At 53.3% G+C, this 21,975-nt stretch carries 20 protein-coding genes and 4 pseudogenes; 16 read left to right on the top strand and 8 right to left on the bottom strand.

What is annotated here, in order from left to right; all coding sequences use genetic code 11:
- Window positions 1-62: 62 nt before the first annotated feature.
- On the top strand, window positions 63-317 hold the full coding sequence (locus HX866_RS26965) for a hypothetical protein (protein WP_177140752.1): 255 nt from the start codon (window positions 63-65) through the stop codon (window positions 315-317).
- A gap of 432 nt (window positions 318-749) precedes the next feature.
- Here HX866_RS26965 and HX866_RS26960 read toward each other — a convergent pair whose 3' ends face one another.
- The 5 genes from HX866_RS26960 to HX866_RS26940 all read right to left on the bottom strand — a co-directional run bounded on the left by HX866_RS26960 (window position 750) and on the right by HX866_RS26940 (window position 7,958).
- The gene (locus HX866_RS26960; protein WP_177140751.1) at window positions 750-1,475 is read right to left on the bottom strand and encodes a transporter substrate-binding domain-containing protein; all 726 of its coding nucleotides are present in this window, start codon (window positions 1,473-1,475) and stop codon (window positions 750-752) included.
- 55 nt (window positions 1,476-1,530) lie between these two features.
- Window positions 1,531-2,856, bottom strand: coding sequence for an MFS transporter (locus HX866_RS26955; RefSeq protein ID WP_177140750.1), 1,326 nt, complete (start codon window positions 2,854-2,856; stop codon window positions 1,531-1,533).
- Between the two features lie 58 nt (window positions 2,857-2,914).
- Window positions 2,915-3,967 (bottom strand): lactonase family protein, encoded by a 1,053-nt coding sequence (locus tag HX866_RS26950; RefSeq protein ID WP_177140830.1) that lies wholly within the window; start codon window positions 3,965-3,967, stop codon window positions 2,915-2,917.
- Window positions 3,968-4,239: 272 nt separating this feature from the next.
- Window positions 4,240-6,918, bottom strand: coding sequence for an aconitate hydratase AcnA (acnA, locus tag HX866_RS26945; RefSeq protein WP_177140749.1), 2,679 nt, complete (start codon window positions 6,916-6,918; stop codon window positions 4,240-4,242).
- A gap of 149 nt (window positions 6,919-7,067) precedes the next feature.
- Window positions 7,068-7,958 (bottom strand): LysR family transcriptional regulator, encoded by an 891-nt coding sequence (locus HX866_RS26940; RefSeq protein WP_177140748.1) that lies wholly within the window; start codon window positions 7,956-7,958, stop codon window positions 7,068-7,070.
- A gap of 288 nt (window positions 7,959-8,246) precedes the next feature.
- Between HX866_RS26940 and HX866_RS26935 the strand changes: the two are divergent.
- Window positions 8,247-8,570: pseudogene (locus HX866_RS26935) on the top strand (amino acid permease); the annotation flags it as partial.
- A 1-nt stretch (window position 8,571) separates the two neighbouring features.
- Here HX866_RS26935 and HX866_RS34480 read toward each other — a convergent pair.
- Window positions 8,572-8,727: pseudogene (locus HX866_RS34480) on the bottom strand (peptidase S24); the annotation flags it as partial.
- Between the two features lie 103 nt (window positions 8,728-8,830).
- Here HX866_RS34480 and HX866_RS26930 point away from each other — a divergent pair.
- From HX866_RS26930 to HX866_RS26880, 11 genes and pseudogenes are all read left to right on the top strand, one after another.
- Window positions 8,831-9,337: pseudogene (locus tag HX866_RS26930) on the top strand (SOS response-associated peptidase family protein); the annotation flags it as partial.
- A 29-nt stretch (window positions 9,338-9,366) separates the two neighbouring features.
- Window positions 9,367-9,501: pseudogene (locus tag HX866_RS26925) on the top strand (IS3 family transposase); the annotation flags it as partial.
- Window positions 9,502-9,602: 101 nt separating this feature from the next.
- Entirely contained in the window at window positions 9,603-10,124 is a 522-nt protein-coding gene (locus HX866_RS26920; RefSeq protein ID WP_177140747.1) for an HNH endonuclease signature motif containing protein, read from the top strand.
- 592 nt (window positions 10,125-10,716) lie between these two features.
- Window positions 10,717-11,865, top strand: a complete 1,149-nt coding sequence (locus tag HX866_RS26915; RefSeq protein WP_177140746.1) for a hypothetical protein — start codon at window positions 10,717-10,719, stop codon at window positions 11,863-11,865.
- Between the two features lie 133 nt (window positions 11,866-11,998).
- Window positions 11,999-12,403 (top strand): hypothetical protein, encoded by a 405-nt coding sequence (locus tag HX866_RS26910; RefSeq protein ID WP_177140745.1) that lies wholly within the window; start codon window positions 11,999-12,001, stop codon window positions 12,401-12,403.
- 758 nt (window positions 12,404-13,161) lie between these two features.
- Complete coding sequence (locus HX866_RS26905) at window positions 13,162-14,109, top strand: hypothetical protein (protein ID WP_177140744.1); 948 nt, start codon at window positions 13,162-13,164, stop codon at window positions 14,107-14,109.
- Between the two features lie 142 nt (window positions 14,110-14,251).
- On the top strand, window positions 14,252-15,001 hold the full coding sequence (locus HX866_RS26900) for an SOS response-associated peptidase family protein (protein WP_177140743.1): 750 nt from the start codon (window positions 14,252-14,254) through the stop codon (window positions 14,999-15,001).
- A 968-nt stretch (window positions 15,002-15,969) separates the two neighbouring features.
- The gene (locus tag HX866_RS26895) at window positions 15,970-16,365 is read left to right on the top strand and encodes a hypothetical protein (protein ID WP_177140742.1); all 396 of its coding nucleotides are present in this window, start codon (window positions 15,970-15,972) and stop codon (window positions 16,363-16,365) included.
- Between the two features lie 367 nt (window positions 16,366-16,732).
- A complete protein-coding gene (locus HX866_RS26890; RefSeq protein WP_177140741.1) occupies window positions 16,733-17,023 on the top strand; it encodes a type II toxin-antitoxin system ParD family antitoxin in 291 nt (96 codons plus the stop codon).
- A 2-nt stretch (window positions 17,024-17,025) separates the two neighbouring features.
- Entirely contained in the window at window positions 17,026-17,382 is a 357-nt protein-coding gene (locus HX866_RS26885; protein ID WP_177140740.1) for a type II toxin-antitoxin system RelE/ParE family toxin, read from the top strand.
- A gap of 618 nt (window positions 17,383-18,000) precedes the next feature.
- On the top strand, window positions 18,001-18,201 hold the full coding sequence (locus tag HX866_RS26880; RefSeq protein ID WP_177140739.1) for a DNA-binding protein: 201 nt from the start codon (window positions 18,001-18,003) through the stop codon (window positions 18,199-18,201).
- 160 nt (window positions 18,202-18,361) lie between these two features.
- Here the strand turns inward: HX866_RS26880 and HX866_RS26875 are convergent, their stop codons facing one another.
- Both HX866_RS26875 and HX866_RS26870 read right to left on the bottom strand, forming a co-directional pair.
- Window positions 18,362-18,793 carry a hypothetical protein gene (locus tag HX866_RS26875; protein ID WP_177140738.1) on the bottom strand — a complete coding sequence of 144 codons (432 nt, stop codon included), beginning with the start codon at window positions 18,791-18,793 and terminating at the stop codon, window positions 18,362-18,364.
- A gap of 228 nt (window positions 18,794-19,021) precedes the next feature.
- Window positions 19,022-19,420, bottom strand: coding sequence for a GFA family protein (locus tag HX866_RS26870; RefSeq protein ID WP_177140737.1), 399 nt, complete (start codon window positions 19,418-19,420; stop codon window positions 19,022-19,024).
- A 601-nt stretch (window positions 19,421-20,021) separates the two neighbouring features.
- Here HX866_RS26870 and HX866_RS26865 point away from each other — a divergent pair.
- The 3 genes from HX866_RS26865 to HX866_RS26855 all read left to right on the top strand — a co-directional run bounded on the left by HX866_RS26865 (window position 20,022) and on the right by HX866_RS26855 (window position 21,959).
- Window positions 20,022-20,360 (top strand): hypothetical protein, encoded by a 339-nt coding sequence (locus tag HX866_RS26865; RefSeq protein ID WP_177140736.1) that lies wholly within the window; start codon window positions 20,022-20,024, stop codon window positions 20,358-20,360.
- A gap of 93 nt (window positions 20,361-20,453) precedes the next feature.
- Window positions 20,454-21,083, top strand: a complete 630-nt coding sequence (locus HX866_RS26860) for a hypothetical protein (protein ID WP_177140735.1) — start codon at window positions 20,454-20,456, stop codon at window positions 21,081-21,083.
- 246 nt (window positions 21,084-21,329) lie between these two features.
- Window positions 21,330-21,959 carry a hypothetical protein gene (locus tag HX866_RS26855; protein ID WP_256345013.1) on the top strand — a complete coding sequence of 210 codons (630 nt, stop codon included), beginning with the start codon at window positions 21,330-21,332 and terminating at the stop codon, window positions 21,957-21,959.
- Window positions 21,960-21,975: the final 16 nt, after the last annotated feature.

Here is a 21,975-nt window from a genome sequence, read left to right as displayed (position 1 = left end):
TGCACGGCGGCTGTCATGGACCGCTACCGAATAAAAGGACTTCTACAGCCTGAATGCCCGCCATGAGTAAATTGAAAACACTGATCGCTGAAGCTCGAGCCAGCCAACCCATTCATGAACGTATCTCGGCTGCCAACTGGGCACTGATCGCACAGCAATGCGGTCAGGCAGAGATTGCAGAGATCCAGGAGCGGATCGCTCATCTAAAAGTTGAACTGACCTCGGTAGAGGTATGGGACGGTGACACTCAGGATGACATCAACCTGGCTATTTATGCATTTACTCAGCTTCTAAAATCAGCGTCGAGCCATGGGTGAGTACCCGGCAGCCTATCAACATCTTGGCCCCCACCCAAACGAGCGCCGCCAGTGATATCGGCACCGGACGGCCTCAGGCTCGGTTGCTGGAAACCCTCCAGAGCAGGCCCCGCCGCGTGGTGATACTCTGGCTTATCATCTCCCGGCGCATGGCCGACTGCGCCCTTAGCAACAGACAGCAATCGGTCCAAGCTGTGTGAAAACCCTGATCAGTAACTGAAGCGCGCGTTTCTAACCAAAATCTGGAAATGCTCGGCTGATAAGCCGAGTCGGATTTTACGTAGAATCACGGTTTTCGGCCTCGTTTTGGCCATGTTCTGCGACCGAAAACGTTTTCACACAGCCTGGACCCGTTGCAGCCACTCAGCTCTGTGTGAATGTTCGATCTTTCACCCCGCACGGCAATCGTACTGGATGCTGAAAAATCGATTATCACGCCGCCACAGTTACGTCCGCCTGCCCACTTTGCGCGAGCGCCTTATGGACAAATCCTTCGGCTTTTTTGCGGCCAATGAAATCGCTTACATAAGCGGCAGCAGCCGAACAATGTCGGGGAACGGCCATCGCTTGGCGGATCGAAGTAAAATCGCCCTCCAACACTCTAAAACGAGCATCCGCAGCCGCCACTTTATCCAATGGTTGGCGCACTCCAGCTGCCGCATCCAGTCCTTGGGCGACGTAGAGGTCCACGGCGCCCGCTGAGGTTTCTGCCCTCTCAAGTTGTGCATGCTTCAGTGTTCGTGTCAGAAACAGGTCATAAGCTGCGCCTTTGCCAACGGCCAGGCGCAGCCCCTCCTGATCGAGGTCTTCGACGTTGACGTACGGCGAGTCAGACGCCACCAAGTAGGTCCCCTCAATGATCACATAGGGAGCGCTGAAGGCAATTTGCTCCTCACGTACAGGCTCGATTGCCAGGAACGCCAGACTCCAGACTCCCTGTTCCAATGCGGCAAATACCTTACCGGCGGCCTCGAAAGTCACCATCTCCAGCCGCACGCCCAGCTCTTCGGCCAAGGCCTTTGCCAAGGCCACAGACACGCCTTGGGGGGAGCCGTCAGCGCCCTTCTGCGCCAGTACCGGATTGCCGAAGTTGATCGCGGCACGCAGCACGCCTTGTGGGGCAAGCTCATTGAGGACAGCGCTGTAGATGGAACTCATTGACGACTCCAGGTGGTAAACAAAAGCTGATTGAGCGTTAGCTTACTGAAGATCTTCAGTGCGCTTCACGGCCGACACCCGAAAGCTGTTCAGGTGTTTCCTTATTGGTGACACGCATAAGGACAGCCATCAAGAATCCTGCCAATAGCAGAGCACTGAGGAACAGCAATCCATTGGCGGCGCTTTGACTGTTGCCCTTGACCATACCGATCAGCGAGGGACCGACAAAGCCGCCGAGATTGCCGATTGAGTTGATCACAGCAATCGAAACAGCGGCCGTAGAGCGGCTCAGGAACAATGTTGGCAACGCCCAGAACGGTGATTTGAAGCTGTACAGGCCGGACAATGCCAGGCAAATCATCGTCATTGCCAAGTAAGGGTTCTGCAATGTACCGGCACCGAGCAGACCCAGGGCCGCCACCAGCAATGGAATCGCTGAGTGCAGCTTGCGTTCATTGCGTCGATCAGAGCTACGCGACCAGAGAATCATGGCGGCGGTAGCAATGATGTACGGCAGCATGGCAATCAAACCGATCTGCGTATGGGTCAGGGATTCGGAGAAGCTTTTGATGATCTGTGGCATCCAGTAACCGATGCCCAGACTGCCGCACTGATAAACGAAGTAGATAAATGCCAGATACAGGACCTTGGGGTTGGTCATGGTCTTGACCACACTCAAGTTCTTGACGTTTTTGCGGCTCAGGCGGTCGCGCTCAAGCTCGGCCATCAACCAGTCTTTTTCCTCAGGTTTGAGCCATTTGGCCTGCTCAGGTTTATCCGTCAGGAAGAAGAAGCAGGCAACGCCCAGGAATACCGCAGGAATGCCTTCCAGAAACAGCATCCAGCGCCAGCCACTCCAGTTGAGCCAGCTGATGTTGTCCATGATCCAGGTGCTCATCGGCGCACCGATGATGTAGCTCGCTGGAATGGCGGCCGTGAAGAGTGCCACCGTCGTCGCCAACTCCTTGGAGCGAAACCAAAAGGTCAGGTAGACGATGATGCCTGGAAAGAACCCGGCTTCGGCCACACCTAAAAAGAACCGCAGCACGTACAACTGATTGGCGGTTTGAGCGAAGGCGGTCAACGCCGCGATGACACCCCAGGTCACCAGGATCCGCGCAATCCATACCCTTGCGCCAAACTTGTTGAGCATGACGTTGCTCGGCACTTCAAACAGAAAATAGCCAATGAAAAAGATGCCGGAGATAAACCCGAATGCTTCGCTGGACAGCGCCAGTTCTTTGTTCATCTGCAAGGCGGCGTAGCCGATATTGGCGCGGTCCAGATAGGACACGATGTACAACAGGAAAACGAACGGGATGATGCGTAGCGTGACTTTACGGACAATCGCGGTTTCATCGAGCGTATTATTTTTGTTCATGTGAACCTCACTTCAGGCCAGACATGGCTGGCCCTCGTGTACGTAAATCGGCGTTAGTTCAGGCCGAAAAAATCATGCAAACCGGGCTGCCTGTGGAAACCGAAAAACCGGTTTTTCTCAAACTGCCTTTTTTCGGATCAACTGCCATCGAGATGATCGTGTCGCTGTCCTCATTGAGCGCGAACAGGAATTTCTCGTTCGGCGTCAGGGTGAAGAAGCGTGGAGTCTTGCCATCTGTAGGCATGAACTCGACTGCCGCCAACATCCCGGTGCCTTGGTCGATGGAAAATGCCGCGACGCTGTCATAGCCACGATTGGAGGCATAGAGAAAACGCCCGCTGCGGTCCACTTCAATTTCAGAGGCGCGGCTATTGCCAGTAAAGGTCGCGGGCAACGACGGCAACACCTGTATAGGACTCAGTGATCCGTTTTGCGCGTTGAAGCGGTAAGTGGTTACGGTCGAATCCAGTTCGTTGACCACGTACGCAAATGGTGCACGAGGATGCAGCGCCAGGTGCCGTGGGCCTGCTCCCTCACGGGTGGTCACAAATGGCTGATCAGCCGGGAAAAGCTTGCCATTGTCGAAACGGAAGCTGAACACCCTGTCCAGGCCCTTATCGGGGACCAACACAAAGTTGCCGGTATGATCGAATGGGTTGAAGTGAGGCTTGGAAAACGGCTGTTCAACGCGGTGTGGCCCTATCGGACCTTCGAGCTTGAGCAACTGATTCATACTGCCCAGCGAGCCGTCTTCAGCGACATTCAGCACCGCCAGCGACCCACCGATGTGATTGGAGACCACCAGGAATCGCTCGCTTGGATCAAGCGCAAGGTGTACCGGATTTTTGCCTTCACAGCTCTGCTGATTGATGAAGGTCAGCTTGCCAGTGGACGTGTCGATGCTGAAAGCGCTGACGTCAGTCTTGTCCCCATGCACGGTATATAGCCGATCACAGGCTTTGTTGAGCGCCAGGAAAGATGGATTCACCAGATCCTTGACCACTTGAACCTGGGTCAACGTGCCCTTTTCCTGATCGACTTGGTAAACAGTGATGCCGTCGCCTCGGGCATTGCGCTCACGTGTGGTCCTAGACCCGACATAGGCGTACATAGGGGTGGTTCTCCGCGTAACAGCTGTTTTTTTGTTCAGAGGATCGGCAGCCAGAGCAATGCCTGACGGCAATAGTGCGCCCAGAATCGAGGCGCCAGCGACAGCGCCGATCTGCTTGAGAAGTGTCCGACGTGTCGCACCGACAGGCAGCAATCCATCAGCTTGAATTCCAGCGTCGAGGGGGCCTGCGTCTTTGTCATCGCCTTGCATAGCGGCGTCCTTATTATTGTTATTCGCAAATGCTTGGCCCGCGACCGAGCCAAACGGTCAAATCAGTGTTTGGTGCGCTGCACAACCTTTCGGATCACAAAAGGCAGGACACCGCCGTTGGCTAAATAACGAATCTCTTGCAATGAGTCGACGCGCACACCCAGAGACGCAGTTTGTTGTTCGCCGTTGCTGCGGTGGATCACCAGCGTCACGGGGTTGTCGCCGACCGTGAGATCATCGAGGCCGAGGAAATCGAAGCGCTCGTCACCGTTGAGCGCCAGATCAGTCACCTTCTGACCTGCCTGAAATTGCAGGGGGATAACCCCCATACCGATCAGGTTGCTGCGGTGAATGCGCTCGATGCTTTGCGCAACGACAGCTTTTACGCCGAGCAGCGCCTGTGCTTTGGCAGCCCAGTCACGACTGGAGCCGGCGCCATAGTTGATTCCCGCGAACACCACCATGGGTGTCTGGTGCTGCGCGTAACTCTTGGCGGCTTCATACAATGGCAGGCACTTGGTATGGTCGGTATTCCAGGCCCAAGCCCCAAGACCCGGCTGGGTGTCACCCAGCAGCAGGTTCTTCACCGACTTGTTGGTGAACGCACCGCGCAGCATCACTTCGTGGTTGCTACGGCGCGTCGAGTACTGATTGAGGTCTTGGGGATCCTCGCCTCGCTCCAATAACCATTGCCCCGCCAAACTGTTGGCAGGAATCGCGCCTGCGGGGGAGATATGGTCAGTGGTGACGTTGTCCCCCAACACCATCAAGGCGCGCGCGCCGCTGATAGCGAGGCTGTCTTTGGGATCAGCCTTAATATCAGCCAGATATTGTGGTCGACGCAGATACGTTGATTCAGGGCTCCACGGGAATTGCACACTGCCCTCAGCAGAAAGCGCCTGCCAGTGCCTTGTGCCATCCCACACCGTCTCAAGCCGTTGCTTGAAGAACTCAGGCTTGACCACCTCAAGTACTTGGCTGGCGATATCGGCATCGCTTGGCATCAGGTCGGCCAGAAACACGGGCCGTCCGGTCTGGTCGTGGCCAAGCGGCGCTGTTTCAAGATCGATGTCGATGGTGCCGGCGATGGCATAGGCCACACACAGCGCCGGAGACGCCAGATAACCCGCAGGCACTTTGGGGTTGACCCTGCCTTCGAAATTGCGGTTTCCAGACAACACCACTACACCTTTCAAGCCCTGATCGGCGAACACCTCAACATGCTCTTCGAGCTTGCCGGAGTTACCAATACAGGTCATGCAGCCGAAACCCGCGAGGTCGAAACCCAATGCAGAAAAGTCCTCAAGCAACCGTGCTTGCGCCAGATAATCCGCCACCACTTGGGAGCCAGGCGACAGCGATGTCTTCACCCAGGGTTTACGATTGAGACCCAGCTTGCGTGCATTTCGCGCCAACAAACCTGCCTGGATCATCTGCGACGGATTAGCGGTGTTGGTGCAACTGGTGATCGCCGACATCACGACGGCGCCATGGGTGATGGACTCATTGAACGAGGGTTCGAAAAAGTCCTGCTTAGCGGGGCCAGCAATTAACCCCTCACCGCCCAGTACTTCATTGCGAAAAGACGCGCCTGCGTTTGACAGTTTCTGGCGCTGATGCGGCTGATGGGGTCCGGCAACGCTGGGCTCAATGCTGGCGAGGTCCAGGTCGATCAGCTCGTCGAATACCGGTTCGGGCGACTCATTACGGCGCCACAACGGCTGAGCGCTCATGTAGCTGATGACCTTTTGGCGCAGTTCTGCGGGTCGCCCGCTCAATTCCAGATAGGCCAGGGTTTCATCGTCGAACGGAAAGAACACCACCGTCGCGCCGTATTCCGGTGCCATGTTGGAAACGGTGCCACGAGCCGCCCAGCTAAGGGTCGAAAGGCCTGGTCCGGTGAACTCGACAAACTTGCCCACTACCGACCGCTTGCGCAGTATTTCAGCAACGTGCAGCGACAGGTCGGTTGCCGTAACACCGGGGCGCATGACGTTGGTCACCCGAATGCCGACGACCTTGGGAAAGCTGATCGGCACCGGCTCGCCGACCATCGCCGCCTGACCTTCGAGACCGCCTACCCCCCAACCGAGCACACCGATGGCATTGATCATAGGGGTGTGGCTGTCGGTGGCGACCATGTCGTCTGGATGCAGCAACCGCTGACCATCCTGTGTACTACTTTCCCAGACCACCTGAGCCAGGGCTTCCATGTTCATCTGATGGATGATGCCGGTGCCGGGCGGAATCACACCAAAGTTGTCGAGGCTCTTCTGAGCCCATTTGATAAAACGATAACGTTCGCTGTTGCGACGAAAGTCGATCTCCAGATTCTGCTCGACAGCATTGGCTTCGGCGTAGCGCTCGACGATGACCGAATGGTCAATGGTCAGCACTGCCGGGATGAGCGGATTCATGGCTTGAGGATCGCCACCCAATTCGGCAACCACATCACGCATCCCGGCAAAATCGGCCAACGCCGGCAGACAGGTCGTGTCGTGGAACATCAGTCGATTGGGCTGGAAAGGCACTTCGCAATCGGGACCATCACCCGTTGCACGAGCAAGGACTGATGGCAGCGCCTCAGGCGAGCAGCGGGCGACGTTTTCCAGAAGGATTCGAATCGAGTAAGGAAGCTTTGCGACTTGCGCGGGGTTGAGCATCTTGTGCAAGTCGACAAAGACGAAGGACTGATTGTCGATCAGCAGATGATTGAGGAGGTCGCAGGCAGTCTCGGTCATGCTGGTATCGCTCGGCTTTTTATAATGGTCGCGGGATTCGGGGGCTAGCCGATCAATACCGCTGATGAGCCGATACTAGGAGCAGTGCGGGAAGATGAAAATTGATCATTTACCACGTCAGCGTTCTCCAATGGAGAACGCTCGTAACGTTAGGCGGATGAGAATTGCAGGTGATCAATGAGGGTTTTGAGTGTGGGGGACGCCGCATCGTATTTTTTGCACACCAGCATCAGCGAACGGTGCGCCCATGCCTCGTCCAGCGTTACCGCTTTGAGCTTATGGCTGCGCAAATATTGGTTGATCACGCTCCTCGGCAGTATCGCGACACCGAGTCCGGCAGAAACCATCCGGCACATACAATCGAAACTGCTGATACGAATTCTCAGTTTCAACGCCATACCCAGCGCCTCAGCTTGGGTGGTCAACAGCATGTGCATGGAGCTTTCCAGGTGCGGCCCCACAAACTCATGCTCCAGTACTTCGCTAAAGCGGATCGACTTACGTGCCGCCAGCGGATGTCCAGCAGGCACTACCAATGTCAGCTCATCCTTGCGGTAGGCAACCGTATCCAACCCCTGGCTCGGTGTCTGCGCAGCAATAATCCCCAAGTCTGCCCGGCCATCAGCCACGGCTCGAATCACGGCAGACCCTACGCGCTCTTCGATATCGAACTTGATCTGCGGATACAACGCCACGAATCGAGCAACGTCGTCAGGCAGAAACTGCGACAACGCCGAGGTGATCGCATGAATCCGGACATGGCCTTTGATACCGCTGGCGTAATCACCCAATTCGTTATCCAGCTGCTCCAGTGTCTGCTTCAACTGTCTGGCATAGAACAGCATCGATTGACCCGCTGGTGTCAGATCCACGCCTCTGGCGTTACGAATCAGCAAAGGCGATCCGACTTGAGCCTCTAGCTCCGTCATACGCTTGCTAATCGCAGAGACAGCCAAATGTTTGATGCGCGCAGCACGCGTCAAATTACGTTCCTGCGCCACCGTGATGAAGAGATCGAGGCTCGTGAGATCGTATCGCAACGCAATGACTCCAGTGTCGAAGACGCGAGTGAAACATGGGATGGCCAGGCGTCTCCAGCTAAATGCGACATTGCCAATGTCGCACTTAGACGAAAGCAGGGCGCACGCAAACAAAAACCTCCAACAGTCGCCAGTTAATGTGCCGGAGCATTTTAGTGGTATGTGTGTGTCGTGACTGGTCAACGAGAGTGCTTGAGCAGCTGCCTTGAGGAAGGGAGCGAGAAACAACGATGTTCGCCTAACGTCCAGTCGGCGCATCCAATACTCCATCATAGGAGAAGAAAAATAATGATCAGCCTGGACCCCGAAACCTCCACCAGCCAGTTGGCGCAAGGTTTCAAACCCCGCCACGTTATGATGCTTTCCATCGCAGGAGTCATCGGAGCAGGTTTATTCGTCGGTTCTGGTCACGCCATCGCCGCTGCTGGCCCTGCTGCCATTCTGGCGTACCTCTTTTCCGGCCTTCTGGTCGTGTTGGTCATGAGAATGCTCGGGGAAATGGCTGTCGCCAATCCAGATACCGGTTCATTCTCAACCTATGCCGACCAAGCTATTGGTCAATGGGCGGGGTTCACCATTGGCTGGTTGTACTGGTGGTTCTGGGTGTTGGTTACACATAGGGCGCTCGGATATTCAGGAGCTCATCCAATGAGATCTGTTGCTCGATATGGTCGGCGGCCGGCGACGGAAAGCCCGCCGGCACCTTGAAGGCGCAGAGAGGCAGCGCAATGCCGCCTCCTGCGAGAGGGCCTCGAATGGCAAAGCTCATGACGTACGACTTTCGATATGGCTGTACAAGCATACAGTTAGCGTTGTCGGTCGCTTGCGGTCAATTCAGTTGTAGGAGACTACGACAGGCGGAGGGCGTCAGCATGTGCGGACGATTTGCGCAGTACCAGGGCATGGCGGACTACTTGCGTGAGCTGAAAGCCGAGCAGGACGTCATCAGCGGCTATGACAATGAGCCGATCGCCCGCTACAACATCGCCCCCACCACCCGTGTCTTGATTCTCCACAGCGTCGAGGAGGGCCTGCGCATTGATCCTATCCATTGGGGTTGGGCGTCCTTCTGGGCCAAGGGCAAACGCCCTGACCCGATCAATGCCCGGGTCGAGACGGTGACCACCGGGAAGCTCTTCAAACAGCTCTGGCCGAATGGGCGTGCCCTGGTCGTGGCCGACGGTTGGTACGAGTGGGTGAAAGACCCTGGCGATCCGAAGAAGAAATAGCCGTATTTCATTCGGCTGAAAAGCCAGGCCCCGATGTTCTTCGCAGCCCTTGCCCAGGTTCACCCTGGGCTTGAACATCACGAGGGCGATGGCTTCGTCATCATCACCGCGGCCAGTGACCAAGGCATGGTCGATATCCATGACCGGCGGGGAAACTGTTGGGATTCTCAGTTCACTATGCTCAAGAACGTCAGCGGGATATCAGCCATTTTTTGATGCACCGGTACGACTGGGTTCGACCGCACCAATTTAACGGAGGGCTGCCACCGGCTCAGGCCGAGAAAAAACTTAACATCGTGTCCGGGATCAGTTGATCCACTACACTATGCTCGCTCAGCATAAGCCCCAAAATAAGCGTTTCTGCCCCAGTAACCAAAGAGTCAGATTCTACGCATACCAATCAGAGGAACATGCCATGTCGAGAGAGCACATTCCTGTCCAAGTACAACGAGCAGTTTTAGTGGAGGCGGGTCATCGATGCGCAATCCCGACGTGTCGATCAACCACTACAGAAATCGCCCATATCGTTCCATGGGCCGAAACACAAGATAACTCATTCGAAAACCTGATCGCATTGTGCCCAAATTGTCATACTCGATTTGATCAGAAAAAAGACATCGACCGCCTTTCTGTTCGGAAGTACAAACAAAATTTAGCCATCCTTAACAACCGTTATGGCGATTGTGAGCGACGCCTTTTTGCGATTTTAGCGAAAAGCGGGGAGCGCGTTTTTGTACTGGGACCAGGCGGCGACGTACTCGTGGCTAATGCGGTTCAAGACGGCCTCTTTGAGGACAAGCAGGTTAAGGGCATGTCCTTCGACATAAGCACCTCTGAAGGTTTTTCCAAACGGTTCCCCATGACCTTTACGTACTGGGTCACAGATGCCGGAATGACCTTCATAAAGCACTATATGGAAGGCTCCGACCTTAATTAAACTATCTTTAGCACACACCGACTACACTTAAATACCTGAATGGCGTCTGGTGCCATCAAATATCCCTGACCATAAAACCAAGACAAACTGCACAAGCCAAATTAGCTACAAGGAATGTAAAATTGCATAAAGACACAATCCAAGACACAGTAATTAATGCAGAGCACGAGATAGACTCCGAGTTCTTAAACTCCCCACTAATGAAACTTGATTACAATCAAGCAATCTGGACCTTGCTTTCGGCAATGGAAGACCGGCATCTAAAAATCACTACTGTTCATCCCTTGCCGGAAAAACAACTGCACGCCTATATTGACACACTGGTAAATGCTATCGCGCACCCGGTCCGAGCGCTCTTCCGTAACAGATCCAACTCCAACTCCAAGCTAGCCAAACATTTAATAAATGATCACTACCAGTGGTCGCAAAACTGGATTGACTCCTCAATAACCTATAACACATTCAATTTGATTTTTCCGCTCTGGCATAGAAAAAAATAAACATAACCATAACCATAACAGACAAGTACCTCAACACCGGCAATCTTGAAATCGAGAGCGAGAAATATGGGTACGAAGCATATAATCGAATCGTGCGAAAAGATGGAACCCAAGAAGAAACATTCTTTGACGTCGAAGCTGTTATTGAGCAAATCATACAAAATACCTCTATAAAAGGAGAGGCATTCACACTAAATTTCAACCCAAAACTAGTAGCCTTGCTAGTAAAAACACACAGTAAAAATTTACGTGGAAGACACGTTTTACCTTCGAGCTGGGTTGTAGGTGAAATCAGCTTCAATGATTTCAAAGTCATATTCACAACAATACAAGCAATGCTCTACGGATGGTTCATTGCTAGAGTTAATGTTGCGGGAAGAGGATTGCTTGGGATGGGCTACTCATCAGCGCTGTGGATTATTGACTCTGAAGAGTTGATAGCCAGGCTATCAAGATACACACATCTCGACAAAAAAATAATAGCTACCATTCTGGGATATTTAACATTCGCAAACCACAACATCAGAGATCCAGACATAGCCATTCAACCCCTATTAGAGATAAACAGCAAAGAGCTAGCATTATCTCCGCTGCTCTGGCTAAATACCAATGCTGAAAGAAATTTCTGCACCCTTCTAAATAAAATACCAACCGAACGCGAAACCTATTTAAACCTCACGCTAAACAAAGAAGCAATACTTTATGAAGAATTAAAGGACGTACTAGAGCACCTCGGATACGAAGTCACACACGGCACCCTAAGCTCGACTGACATTGATATAGCCATCATAGACCGCAAAAACAAAATCTGCGTCTGCATTGAGCTAAAATGGTTTATTGAGCCCGCCGAGATAAGAGAAATAATAGAAAAATCATTAGAGCTTGAGAAAGGCGTCAAACAGTCAACCATCATACTTTCACTGCTCAGAACTGGCGACAAACAACTAACTCACGACCTACTAAAAATAAACAACACGTATCGCACAGCGTCTTTTGTAGGCGCACGAAATTGGATCGGCCATAGCGATGTCCAAAGCAAAGAGATCCCAATAATTAAAATATGGCACTTCATAAAAAAGCTTATTGAATTAGGGAGCCTAAACGAGACTTTGAACTGGCTAGAATCAAAGAGCTATTTGCCAAAAAACGGAAAAGATTATTGGGTCATCCCAGTTAACCTAGACACCGGCTCCTGGAAAAGCAGATGGTATGGAATAGCTGATTGGCCACCAATAAAATGACCTGAGACTGTAATTATTACTACTCTGCTAGGGTTTATCAAATGACAGAACCGACAGAGCAAACGTGCTCAATCGTTTGCGGGCACCTAAGGGCATTGGCATCCTGTAATCAACGCAGGTACGAAGGATCGTGATGGACATTGAACGCCTACTCAGAAAAAGGCAGTTGAACGTACAGGAACAAAACGCCGTCAGCGCCTATAGGCTCATGCGCACGGCAAAAGCTTGGCTGGACGCCGGCGTTCCTGCTGCCCTGGCACATTATGGCGAAACCCAAGGCGTTAACTGGTCAGAAACCATTGTCCTCAAACTCGATATCGATTTCCCCGGAATGCCGCGTTTGTTTGGCCTACTGCTCACCCAGGCAGATCGCTTCATAGCTTTCGAACTCGATACTGACAGTGCTCACCAGCAGGTTAGCTCGGTGGATCGCTGGGAGGATGTCTCTGCCCACCAAGACGACTCAGCCAGCAACCGTGGCACAGGAAAGGGCTTTGCTACGATAGCGAGGCAAGTGAAGCGCGAACTGCTTGTCTGACCTAGGAGCAACAATCAGTTGCCTAACAGAGAGCGATGCGATCGTCAGGCTCAGTGATATGAATTCACAAAATTTCAGCAACGAGCCTTACCCTATGCTGACAGAGTATGGACGCAATGCGTTTCGTGACCTTGGACTCCCCTTCAACGTCAGCCTCAAAAAACATTTGGCCAAGACTGAAGAGTCCTTATTCTAGATTTCCCCTGGAGGCAGTCATGAGGCTATTTCGATTACTGAGAGAAGTATTGACCGCCAAACTCTTGACCTTCGCACCACCGACGATTTTTTCGACATTAGTGGTCGTCAGAAAAATTTACCTGTTCACTCCACATGATTTGGAGAACCCCAATAAAGTACGAAATCCAATTAATCACGCTTATTACAAACCGACTCGCGAGCGAATCGCACCGACGTTTGATACTACTTTTCATTCATCGCCCCCATCAGATCATTTTACAATACGCCCTACATGATCAAACTCCAAAACCAGATACGTGATTTAACTGACGCCTGGGCCACATGACTTTTGAGACAACAAATCTAAGGTAGCTAAAGAACCCGAAGGCAATATATAATCGCAACAACAAAGAATACATCCTACCGCCCCCACTCTTTCTTACTGCCGGAGTTTCTTGCTCAGTCGAGCGAAATAAAGAACCAATCAAAAATCCCCACATGATATCAAATATTCAAACATCGACTAAGCCACAACCCAAAAAAAACTTAACCTTCCGCCCACCTAACGAGCATATTTAACGATGATGAATTACGAACACGGACCTGCCGCCTACACCAAGTCCAGAGTCAAAAGGGTAACAACACACAACCAACACATGACCACTCAGATACGCGCACTGAATGGGGTGTTCACAAACGACTCAGTTGCTCAGGATCTTACTATATACATTATTGATGCTGTAGAGCGATGCCAACGTGAAATCGACGCACCTGAAGCCTCAACGCTTGCACTCATTTCAAATCTACGCTTTGTATTCGAAACCTGCATCACCGCTCGCCTGTTAAACCTAGAGTCTTCGTATAAATTTAAAATTCGTTTTTCTATTTATAAACATCAACTCGACAAATCCCGCAGCTTAGGACTTCAGGCAAACGCAGAAATCCAGCGTTTAAACAAGCTCAAACAGGCTGAAGACCAGATAGATGAGAAGTATAACTTAAGAGAACACAGCATCACAAACAGGCAAAAAATTGACACGCTCTATGAAGATTTAAACAATGAAATCTCAATTTTTCTCGACTCGGCCGAAAGCATGGGCGCCGACTTCCTTTGCCATAAAATCAAACAGTATATCCAGTCTCATGAAGCACGCGAAGCAGAAATAAAAAAAGAATGGGAATTAATAAAAAAAGAAATCCTTCAAGACCCCGAGGCGTTATCTTTTTTTGATTTCAAAGGACAAATAAGCAAAGTCGACAAAGAGCTCACAGATAAACGTACATGGAAGGAAAAAGCAATTGCAGTAGGGCTGGGAGAAATTCATGACTTTCTCTATGACTACACTAGCTCAATTATGCATAGCACTTCGTACTCACTCATGATTCCGAACGAGCTAGAGGCAGGTGAACGATTCATGATTGAAGGCCTCTCAGCTCGTTTCACTTATAGTATATTGATCGAATTATGCAAGTTTGCGAGAATACCAACCAATGCAACCATAATCGACACCAACCACAATACAAACTAACGCCTTATATTTTTCAGGCGAAACCTCATTGCCGCCTTCTGAACTATCTGAGACTTTTACCAATACACGTCTACAGTTAATTTTGTAAAAATCTCACGGCCAACTCAGTTGAGGGGCATTACGACAGGCGGAGGGCGTCAGCATGTGCGGACGATTTGCGCAGCACCAGGGCATCGCGGACTACCTGCGCGAGCTGGAAGCCGAGCAGGACGTCATCAGCGGCTATGACAACGAGCCGATCGCCCGTTACAACATCGCCCCGACCACCCGTGTTTTGATTCTGCACAGCGTCGAGGAAGGCCTGCGTATTGATCCTGTGCAGTGGGGTTGGGCGCCCTTCTGGGCTAAGGGCAAACGCCCTGATCCGATCAATGCCCGTGTCGAAACGGTCACCACCGGGAAGTTCTTCAAACAGCTCTGGCCCAATGGTCGTGCCCTGGTCGTGGCCGACGGTTGGTACGAGTGGATGAAAGACCCTGGCGATCCGAAGAAGAAACAGCCGTACTTCATTCGGCTGAAAAGCCAGGCCCCAATGTTCTTCGCAGCCCTTGCCCAGGTTCACCCCGGGCTGGAGCCCTACGAAGGTGACGGCTTCGTCATCATCACCGCGGCCAGCGACCAGGGCATGGTCGATATCCATGATCGGCGCCCACTGGTCCTGGCACCAGAACATGCCAGGGAGTGGATCGACCCTGCGCTCTCTGCTGTTCGAGCCGAGGACATCGCGAAAAACCTGTGCCTACCGGTCGATGCGTTCGAGTGGTATCCCGTCAGCACCGCCGTGGGGAACGTCAAAAACCAGGGGGCAGAATTGATTCTTCCACTGGATCACCACGCGATAAACCCGTTAGTGGGCTGTGCGCCAGTGAGTTGTTGCATCGCCAGAACCTGATCGACTGCATCTTTTATAGCTGCCTATACGGCAGTGAGCGAGCAACGAACTCCGCGTCCGCCCCGTCCGCATTTCTGAGCTGCCTGTGCGGCAGTGAACAAGGTGGCCGTTACCTATGCCCCTTTCAGTTATTTCTGAGCTGCCTGTACGGCAGTGAACAATCAGCATCACCTTCATCGAGTCAGGTGACCTTTCTGAGCTGCCTGTACGGCAGTGAACTAGAGCAGTTTCTCGCTAACTCTCTGTCTGTGAAGAAAAAAGAGCCACAATTCTCATTTTACCCCTCTTTTTACGCAGTTCTGTAACCCCTTGATTTCCTTAGGGGCTGCTACTCACCGAAAAAAGAGGGTCAGAAGCATTGAGTCATTCCCTGCGTACTTGGGGATGTAGCCTTGCGGACAAGATGCAGGACGAAGGCCGAGTTCTGACCGGTTCCGCGTCAACGCAGGAGGCTTTATTCGATCACGGACCAAGGGCAACGCGCCCTGCCCATCTGCCCGCCTGGCGTGCCACACCGTACGTGCTGGTCATACAGAACGAGCCTATACCGAAGGGCCACGCCGCATTGGTGCTCTTGCGCAGGGTCGGTACACAGAAATGAATCACGTGGGCACCAGCAAGTCTCCTATACCAATTGTGAAGCCGTATTACGGCCTTCTACCGCGCTCTGCCTCAACGCCAACGACCAGAAAAATCTTGTAGTAGTTGGGGTTTTGACAGTGCCCAGCAGCATTATTCATTGTGTGGGGGTGTACCGCTGACGTTGTCAGCCATATGCCAAGTAGCTGGGATCCGGAAAGCTACGATGCGCCATTGCGTATTGGTCCACTCCTCAGGTCGCCACGCTTCCGGTAGCGCGACCGGTCGACATCAGTCGATGGAAGCACCTCTGCTGCTCACTGTTTCATCCCCTACGGGCCTTGCCCGTAGGGGCCAGGCCCTCCCTGATAACCGGAGGTCTGTGAAAGATGGAAATGAATGTGTACCACGCGTTGCTTGCCGCGAAATACTCGAAAGAAGACGCCGCCTCAATCGTTGAAGCACTGGAGAGGAAAACGTATTCGACCTACCCCTTCGAGCCGGGTCGACTGCTTGCGACTCGTGGCGTCGATGAGCTTGAGAAAAACGGCCAACTCGTCGTATTACCGTGCCTGCTGCGGCACCTGGTCTGTGACTGGGGCGAGCTGGAGGATCGGGACAAAGAGGCCAACTTTCAGGCGATGCGAGAGGGCACTCATCTGCTCTCGACTTACAACATCGAGGCTGGAGACGAGACGAAGCTCTGTATCTACACCGCCGCAGACAGGAGCTTCACGCTCTTTCTGCTGCCCCATGAGAAGTGGGTCATACCCGCCCCAGCCTAACTGAGGCTCATGAACTGCCTGCTCACCTTCCCAGGTGAGTAGGCGGTTGCCCTGCCGAATGTTGTCGAACCAACGTGTTTGGCATCCAACAGTCTCTGCCTCACTGACCTTGGGCGCCTTCAGCCGCGCCTGACCACGGCTTCGGCCTCACTTCCACCCAAAGGGATCCTTGCCCTATAGGGCGAGATCCGTCCCGCCCCTGACACATCGTCAGGCAGATCCATTTCCCACGTTTCTCTCATTCAGTTTGGCAAACCCTACAAAGAGGCCACCCGACATGAAACACAGACTTGAACTATGCGCCAATCAACACGATGGCATAATATGCCAATATCCGAATCAACATCACTTGCACCCGGAGCGCATCATGGCTACCCGAAATGTCGTTCTCACTGATCACCTGGATAAGGTCATCAATGATCTCGTTATCTCTGGCCGCTACCAAAACGCCAGCGAAGTCATGCGCGAAGGGCTTCGCCTGTTGGAGCAACGCGAAGCAGAAGAGTCAGCCAAGCTTGAGGTTCTACGTCAGGCCACCTCAGTCGGACTCATGGACCTTGAGCAAGGCCGCTTCATCGACGTTGAAAGTGACCAGCTCGAACAACTTTTCGCTGACATCGGTGAAAAGGCGGCCGCATCAGTGACCGAGAAGCGTTGAACATGGCGAAGTACCGTATTGCTCATACGGCCCTAGTCGATGTTGAGGACGTTCTGAGGTACTCCCAGGCACAGTTTGGAACAAGCGCCAGGATCAGGTATCAGACTCTGATACGTACCGCGATCGAAGACCTTGCAGCCACACCGGACAGGGTCGGTAGCAGCCCCCGTGACGAAATCTCACCCGGTCTGAGAAGTTTCCATCTGATCTATGTACGTAAGCGCGCTGCAAGCTCCAGCGGCATTGTCCAAAGGCCTCGCCACGTCGTTTTCTATCGACGGGTCGACGACAGCATCATTGAGGTTGTCCGGATTCTGCATGACGCAATGGAAGCCAGATCACACCTGACTCAGCAATAGACGAGCCTCATCCTCGGCAACCCAATCTGGGTCCTGCCCCTAGGGCGGTCATACTTTTAGAACCGTCTCTTCGATTCAGGACGCCTTCACAGGCGTCCTTTTTTGATTCTGGCTCGACCTCTTTGACCCTTCGACACAGAGATCGATGGATCTCAGGTGCGAAGTATCAGGCTACGCGCTGACCTATTTTCCACACAAGAAAAGCTTGTAGCCGTTGGGGTTTTGACAACGCCCTACGACGTTATTCATTGTGTGGCGGTGTACCGTAGACGTTGTCAGCCACATGCCTCTGTAACTGGGATCCGGAAAGCTACGATGTGCTATGCGCATGGGTCCACTCCCAGGTCGCCACGCTTCATGGGTGCTCTGAACCCTACGCACATAACCTCTCTGTACGCGGTAAAGATCGCCAATTGTTCCGGTTAAACCAGGTGCAAGACCACCCCGTCAGCACCGACCAGGCCATGAGCATTGCGTTTAAAGTGAGGGTCAGACTGGCAGTGACTCTGAAAAAGCCATTGCACGCCCAAAAAAGGCCAATCCGCCTGTTTACACGTAAGGTTGCCTTCTGATCTATTCACTGACATTGAACAAACAGAAACCAACTTGGACAGTTCCATGGACACGCTCAGGTCGCCGAGTGAAGCTAAAAACTGGCTTCGCGCTCAAGGTATCAGCATTTCAGAGTTCGCTCGCCAGCATGACCTCGACTCTGCCACTACGTATCAGGTGTTGTCCGGCGCTAAAAAAGGGTATCGCGGCAAGGCCCATAAAGCCGCAGTCGCATTGGGCATCAAGGCCAATCCTGACCAGCTGTAGCCCGGTGGTCGCCGGCTCCACCCTAACTACGGTTTACCACTGATCCAGTGAGCCTCTGATGACGATTGCCCGGTAACCGCTCGCTTACTCAGTCACCGCTATCTCCAGAGTTTCACCGGGCGCTTACCCACAATTCACGTCGATGGGGCAATAGGTGTACCTAGACCAACTGTCCCCACACTTGAACGAGCCCGACAAAATGGGCCATCCCCAAACCTATGCAGATGGCCGAGCTGATCAGGATGAATCGGGTGGTTCTGCCAGTATTTTTCAAGATAAAAAATCCTGCGAACCCCCGTAGCAGGTAGATGAACGTTATAGCGCTGAGCACTGGGCGCAGCAGGGGTAACGGTCTAATCACCGACGCACCGGACAAGGCGTAGAGAGCCCAGACCGTGAGGATCAGCGCGATTGCCATCGTGATTATGGCGGGAAAGGCTCTTCCCGCCTCCGCTGCGCGAATAAAGCGTTTTCCTGCGCCGGCAAACCGGTATCCGGCAGGACCCAAAATGACAACGCCTATATGTAGAGCGGCAGCCATGGCACTGCAGGCTGCCCCTATGACCAGTGCTTGATTGTATTCGTCGACCACGTTTTATGCTTCCTTCAGTACCCGAGACAGAGACACCTCGGAACGGACCCGCATCGCCACTTCAGAGAGGGCAGAACCCGACGACGTCTATTTATTGCTCTTGCGGCGCAGCAGGACAAACAAACCCATCAGTTACATCCCTAGCACGACCATTACCACGCTCTTTCCTCCAATACCTAGGCCAGGGTAGAGGATGCCACACGCCTCTTCCCATCCGTTTGGGTCTGCTTATTTTTTGTCTAACGGGTGGTGACGTCCGTCACTCACCGGCACCATGCCCAAGGCGGCAGGGTCGACACCGTCCAAGCAGCCAATATTGTAGGCACACTGTGACGGATCGATTCGCCTGATGTGATGGGTGTAGACCCCACAGACGGAGCAGAAATAGTGGCAAGCCTGTTGGGTATTGAAGCGATAACTCTTCAGCACATCAGCCCCTTTCAGGATCCTCAGGCCCGTGAGGGGGACGGTGCCCATAACGGCACCTCTCCTCTTGCAGAGTGAGCAGTTGCATCGTTTCGGATCAACCACGCCATTCGGTAATTCCAGTTCGAGCACCACCGATCCACAATGGCAGGAAGCGTTGTGAACCGGTTTGATCTCTGTCTCACCAATACGCTTGATCATCGGTTTCATCCTTGTACGGTGCGGTTGATTGCGCAGTACCCGCAGATTATCGAAGCGCCAGGCTGGATGCACTCTGATTGACCAGGGTCTCAGCTTTGCAGGACAGACTGGATGATTTCACCGGACGGGCAGACCGTTTCGTCCCTACTGTTCCACGATAGGAGCGTCATGCAAAAGCCGCCCATCACGAAGGACTACACAGAGACCGCGCACCTGCATACGCATCGCCCAGCAAAGGCCTATCCGCGAAACAGCAAAATTCCCACGCTATCAGCGGAACCGAACTTGTAGTCCTGGCCCCTGCTCTAGTCGCTGCACCAACAACCTGAAAAAGCTTGTAGCAGTTCGGGTTTTGACATCTCCCTGTGGCGTTATTCATTGTGTGGGGGCATACCGCTGACGCTGTCAGCACCATGTCCATTTAGCTTGGATCCGAGAGGCTACGATGCGCCATTGCGCATGATCCACTCCCCAGGTCGCAACGCTTCCAGTAGCGCGACCGATCGACTGCTGTCGATGGAAGCTCTGCTGTTGCTTCACTGTTTCCCCCATACGGGCCTCGCCCGTATGGGCCAGGCCCTCCTTTAATTTTGGAGGTCCCATGAAAATGGAAACGGTTTTATACAACGCGTTGGTCGCATCCAACGTTCCAGAAATACACGCTACTGCCGTCATTGAGGCAATGGAGAAAGAGATGACCTCAACCCTTGCTAGTAAAACCGATGTCACCACCCTCCGTACCGAGCTGAAAGCAGACATTGCGGTGCTTCGTGCTGAATTGAAGATCGACATCTCCGATCTTCAGAAAAGCATCGTGAAGCTTGATGCCAAGGTAGACACCTTGGGCAAAAACCTGACGATACGTCTCTTGTTGATCATAGGTGCCTCAGCCGGCGCATCCTCCGGTTTGGTCACTTCCGGACTCAAATACCTGGCGTAAAACCCTCCGTTGTACCCACCTGTGCGGGGAAATCCTTCCCCCGCCGGGCGAAGTGTTTCTCCGCGTTCTGCTTTGTGAACCAGGAGAATCACCATGAAAGATGCACTGAGTTTTCTGCGTCAATACCTGCCGATCGTTCGCGATCCGTACAGCCGCCACTCGTTTATGCGTCTGCACACGTACCACAAGCAGTTCACCATCGTCTGCACAGGCATGATGAGCTCGCCGGAAACCAAACCCAGTGTCGGTTGCCACGAGACGGCAGACGAATACGTCGTGGGTTACCGAGGCCTGATCGAGGACGCCATCAGGCTCTGTGCATCACGCTTCTACGACCTGCATGCCTACCCGCACCTGAAGGCGACGAATGCGTTTGAACCGCGCACCCTTGAGATCTACTACACCCGGGACCTGGCCTATCAGCGAGGTTCAACCCTCTGGAGTACCGAGGGTCTTGAACGGGTGTTGTCCGGCTCGGTCACCGAATCGGGGATCGCCTGGCAGCGTCCCGGCACCACGGTCAATGACATTTCTGCTCTGGAGAAATGGATAGAGACCTTTCACGGCCAAGTCAGCGAGCACATCCGTGCAGGTGACTATGACCTGGAGCACTTTGCTCGTCGTGAAGCGAAAGCGTTGAAAGGCTTTTTCGTTTCCTTGAAATGGCGAGCCCACGTACGCAAGGCACTCATCGATACGGGTGCTCTCTTTTCCACGCGCTGACGCACAACGCTTGGCGATACCTCAGTCGCGGGTGACCAGGCGCTTTTCGGCCTGAATCACCGCGGCGCCTCACTGCACACACGCTCACCTGCACCGTGCTTTTTGCGGGTGTTTTTGCGGAGCATTGGACGGTTTGAAAGAGCCGCTCTGACGAACACCGACGTTCCATCAACCCACGCGGGGAAATCCTTCCCCGCTGGGCGAAGTGTTTCTCCGCGTACCCTTTCATGTCTCTGGAGAATCACCATGGGAAAACCACTGAATGTGTTGTGTCTACCGTTTCCGTTCATTCGCAACCCCTATACCCCCGGCTCGTTTCTGCGCCTGGACGCGTTCCAGCGTCAATTCACGGTGATTTGCACAGGCGTGATGCGCTTGCCAGAAGAATCGCCGCAGTTTGGTTGCTACACGATCACCGCGGCCTACGAGGTCGGGCACGGTGGTCTCATCGAGGAAGCCATTGCGCTCTGTACCTCACGGTTCGGTGAGCTGCATCGGTACCCGAAACTGAGTGAGGCCGCTTCATTCGACCCACGCACAGTTGAGGTCTACTACACCCGGCCCGAGGCCTCTCAACAAGGCACTTCGGTCTGTGACTGTGGTGACGTTCAACGGGTGCTCTCGGGGGTTGTCACCGCCTCAGAGATCGTTTGGCGACGTCCCTGCCGTACCGCCGATGAAGCGCTTTTACTCAAAGTGCAGATCGAGGCCTTGCTCGAACACGCCGACGAAAGCCTGCGCTCGGACGCCTTCGACTCGGCGAGGTTGGCCCGTCGAAAAGCCAGGGAGCTGAAAGGCTTTTTGGTTTCACCCAGGTGGCGAGCGTTGGCGTTAAAGGCGCTCAACGCGACAGGCGTCACCTGCTGCACGCACTGATGCTCACTATGAGCTG

This window comes from Pseudomonas gingeri (assembly GCF_013386165.1).
Lineage (GTDB): Bacteria > Pseudomonadota > Gammaproteobacteria > Pseudomonadales > Pseudomonadaceae > Aquipseudomonas > Aquipseudomonas gingeri_C.
Note: the sequence above shows the minus strand (reverse complement) of the source record. Positions and strands in the feature narration are given on the sequence as shown.

Coding starts and splice junctions, on each gene's coding strand:
- HX866_RS26965 (WP_177140752.1), top strand. CDS start 63: ATGAGTAAATTGAAAACACTGATCGCTGAAGCTCGAGCCAGCCAACCC.
- HX866_RS26960 (WP_177140751.1), bottom strand. CDS start 1,475: ATGAGTTCCATCTACAGCGCTGTCCTCAATGAGCTTGCCCCACAAGGC.
- HX866_RS26955 (WP_177140750.1), bottom strand. CDS start 2,856: ATGAACAAAAATAATACGCTCGATGAAACCGCGATTGTCCGTAAAGTC.
- HX866_RS26950 (WP_177140830.1), bottom strand. CDS start 3,967: ATGTACGCCTATGTCGGGTCTAGGACCACACGTGAGCGCAATGCCCGA.
- acnA (WP_177140749.1), bottom strand. CDS start 6,918: ATGACCGAGACTGCCTGCGACCTCCTCAATCATCTGCTGATCGACAAT.
- HX866_RS26920 (WP_177140747.1), top strand. CDS start 9,603: ATGTCGAGAGAGCACATTCCTGTCCAAGTACAACGAGCAGTTTTAGTG.
- HX866_RS26910 (WP_177140745.1), top strand. CDS start 11,999: ATGGACATTGAACGCCTACTCAGAAAAAGGCAGTTGAACGTACAGGAA.
- HX866_RS26905 (WP_177140744.1), top strand. CDS start 13,162: ATGATGAATTACGAACACGGACCTGCCGCCTACACCAAGTCCAGAGTC.
- HX866_RS26900 (WP_177140743.1), top strand. CDS start 14,252: ATGTGCGGACGATTTGCGCAGCACCAGGGCATCGCGGACTACCTGCGC.
- HX866_RS26895 (WP_177140742.1), top strand. CDS start 15,970: ATGGAAATGAATGTGTACCACGCGTTGCTTGCCGCGAAATACTCGAAA.
- HX866_RS26890 (WP_177140741.1), top strand. CDS start 16,733: ATGGCTACCCGAAATGTCGTTCTCACTGATCACCTGGATAAGGTCATC.
- HX866_RS26885 (WP_177140740.1), top strand. CDS start 17,026: ATGGCGAAGTACCGTATTGCTCATACGGCCCTAGTCGATGTTGAGGAC.
- HX866_RS26880 (WP_177140739.1), top strand. CDS start 18,001: ATGGACACGCTCAGGTCGCCGAGTGAAGCTAAAAACTGGCTTCGCGCT.
- HX866_RS26870 (WP_177140737.1), bottom strand. CDS start 19,420: ATGATCAAGCGTATTGGTGAGACAGAGATCAAACCGGTTCACAACGCT.
- HX866_RS26865 (WP_177140736.1), top strand. CDS start 20,022: ATGAAAATGGAAACGGTTTTATACAACGCGTTGGTCGCATCCAACGTT.
- HX866_RS26860 (WP_177140735.1), top strand. CDS start 20,454: ATGAAAGATGCACTGAGTTTTCTGCGTCAATACCTGCCGATCGTTCGC.
- HX866_RS26855 (WP_256345013.1), top strand. CDS start 21,330: ATGGGAAAACCACTGAATGTGTTGTGTCTACCGTTTCCGTTCATTCGC.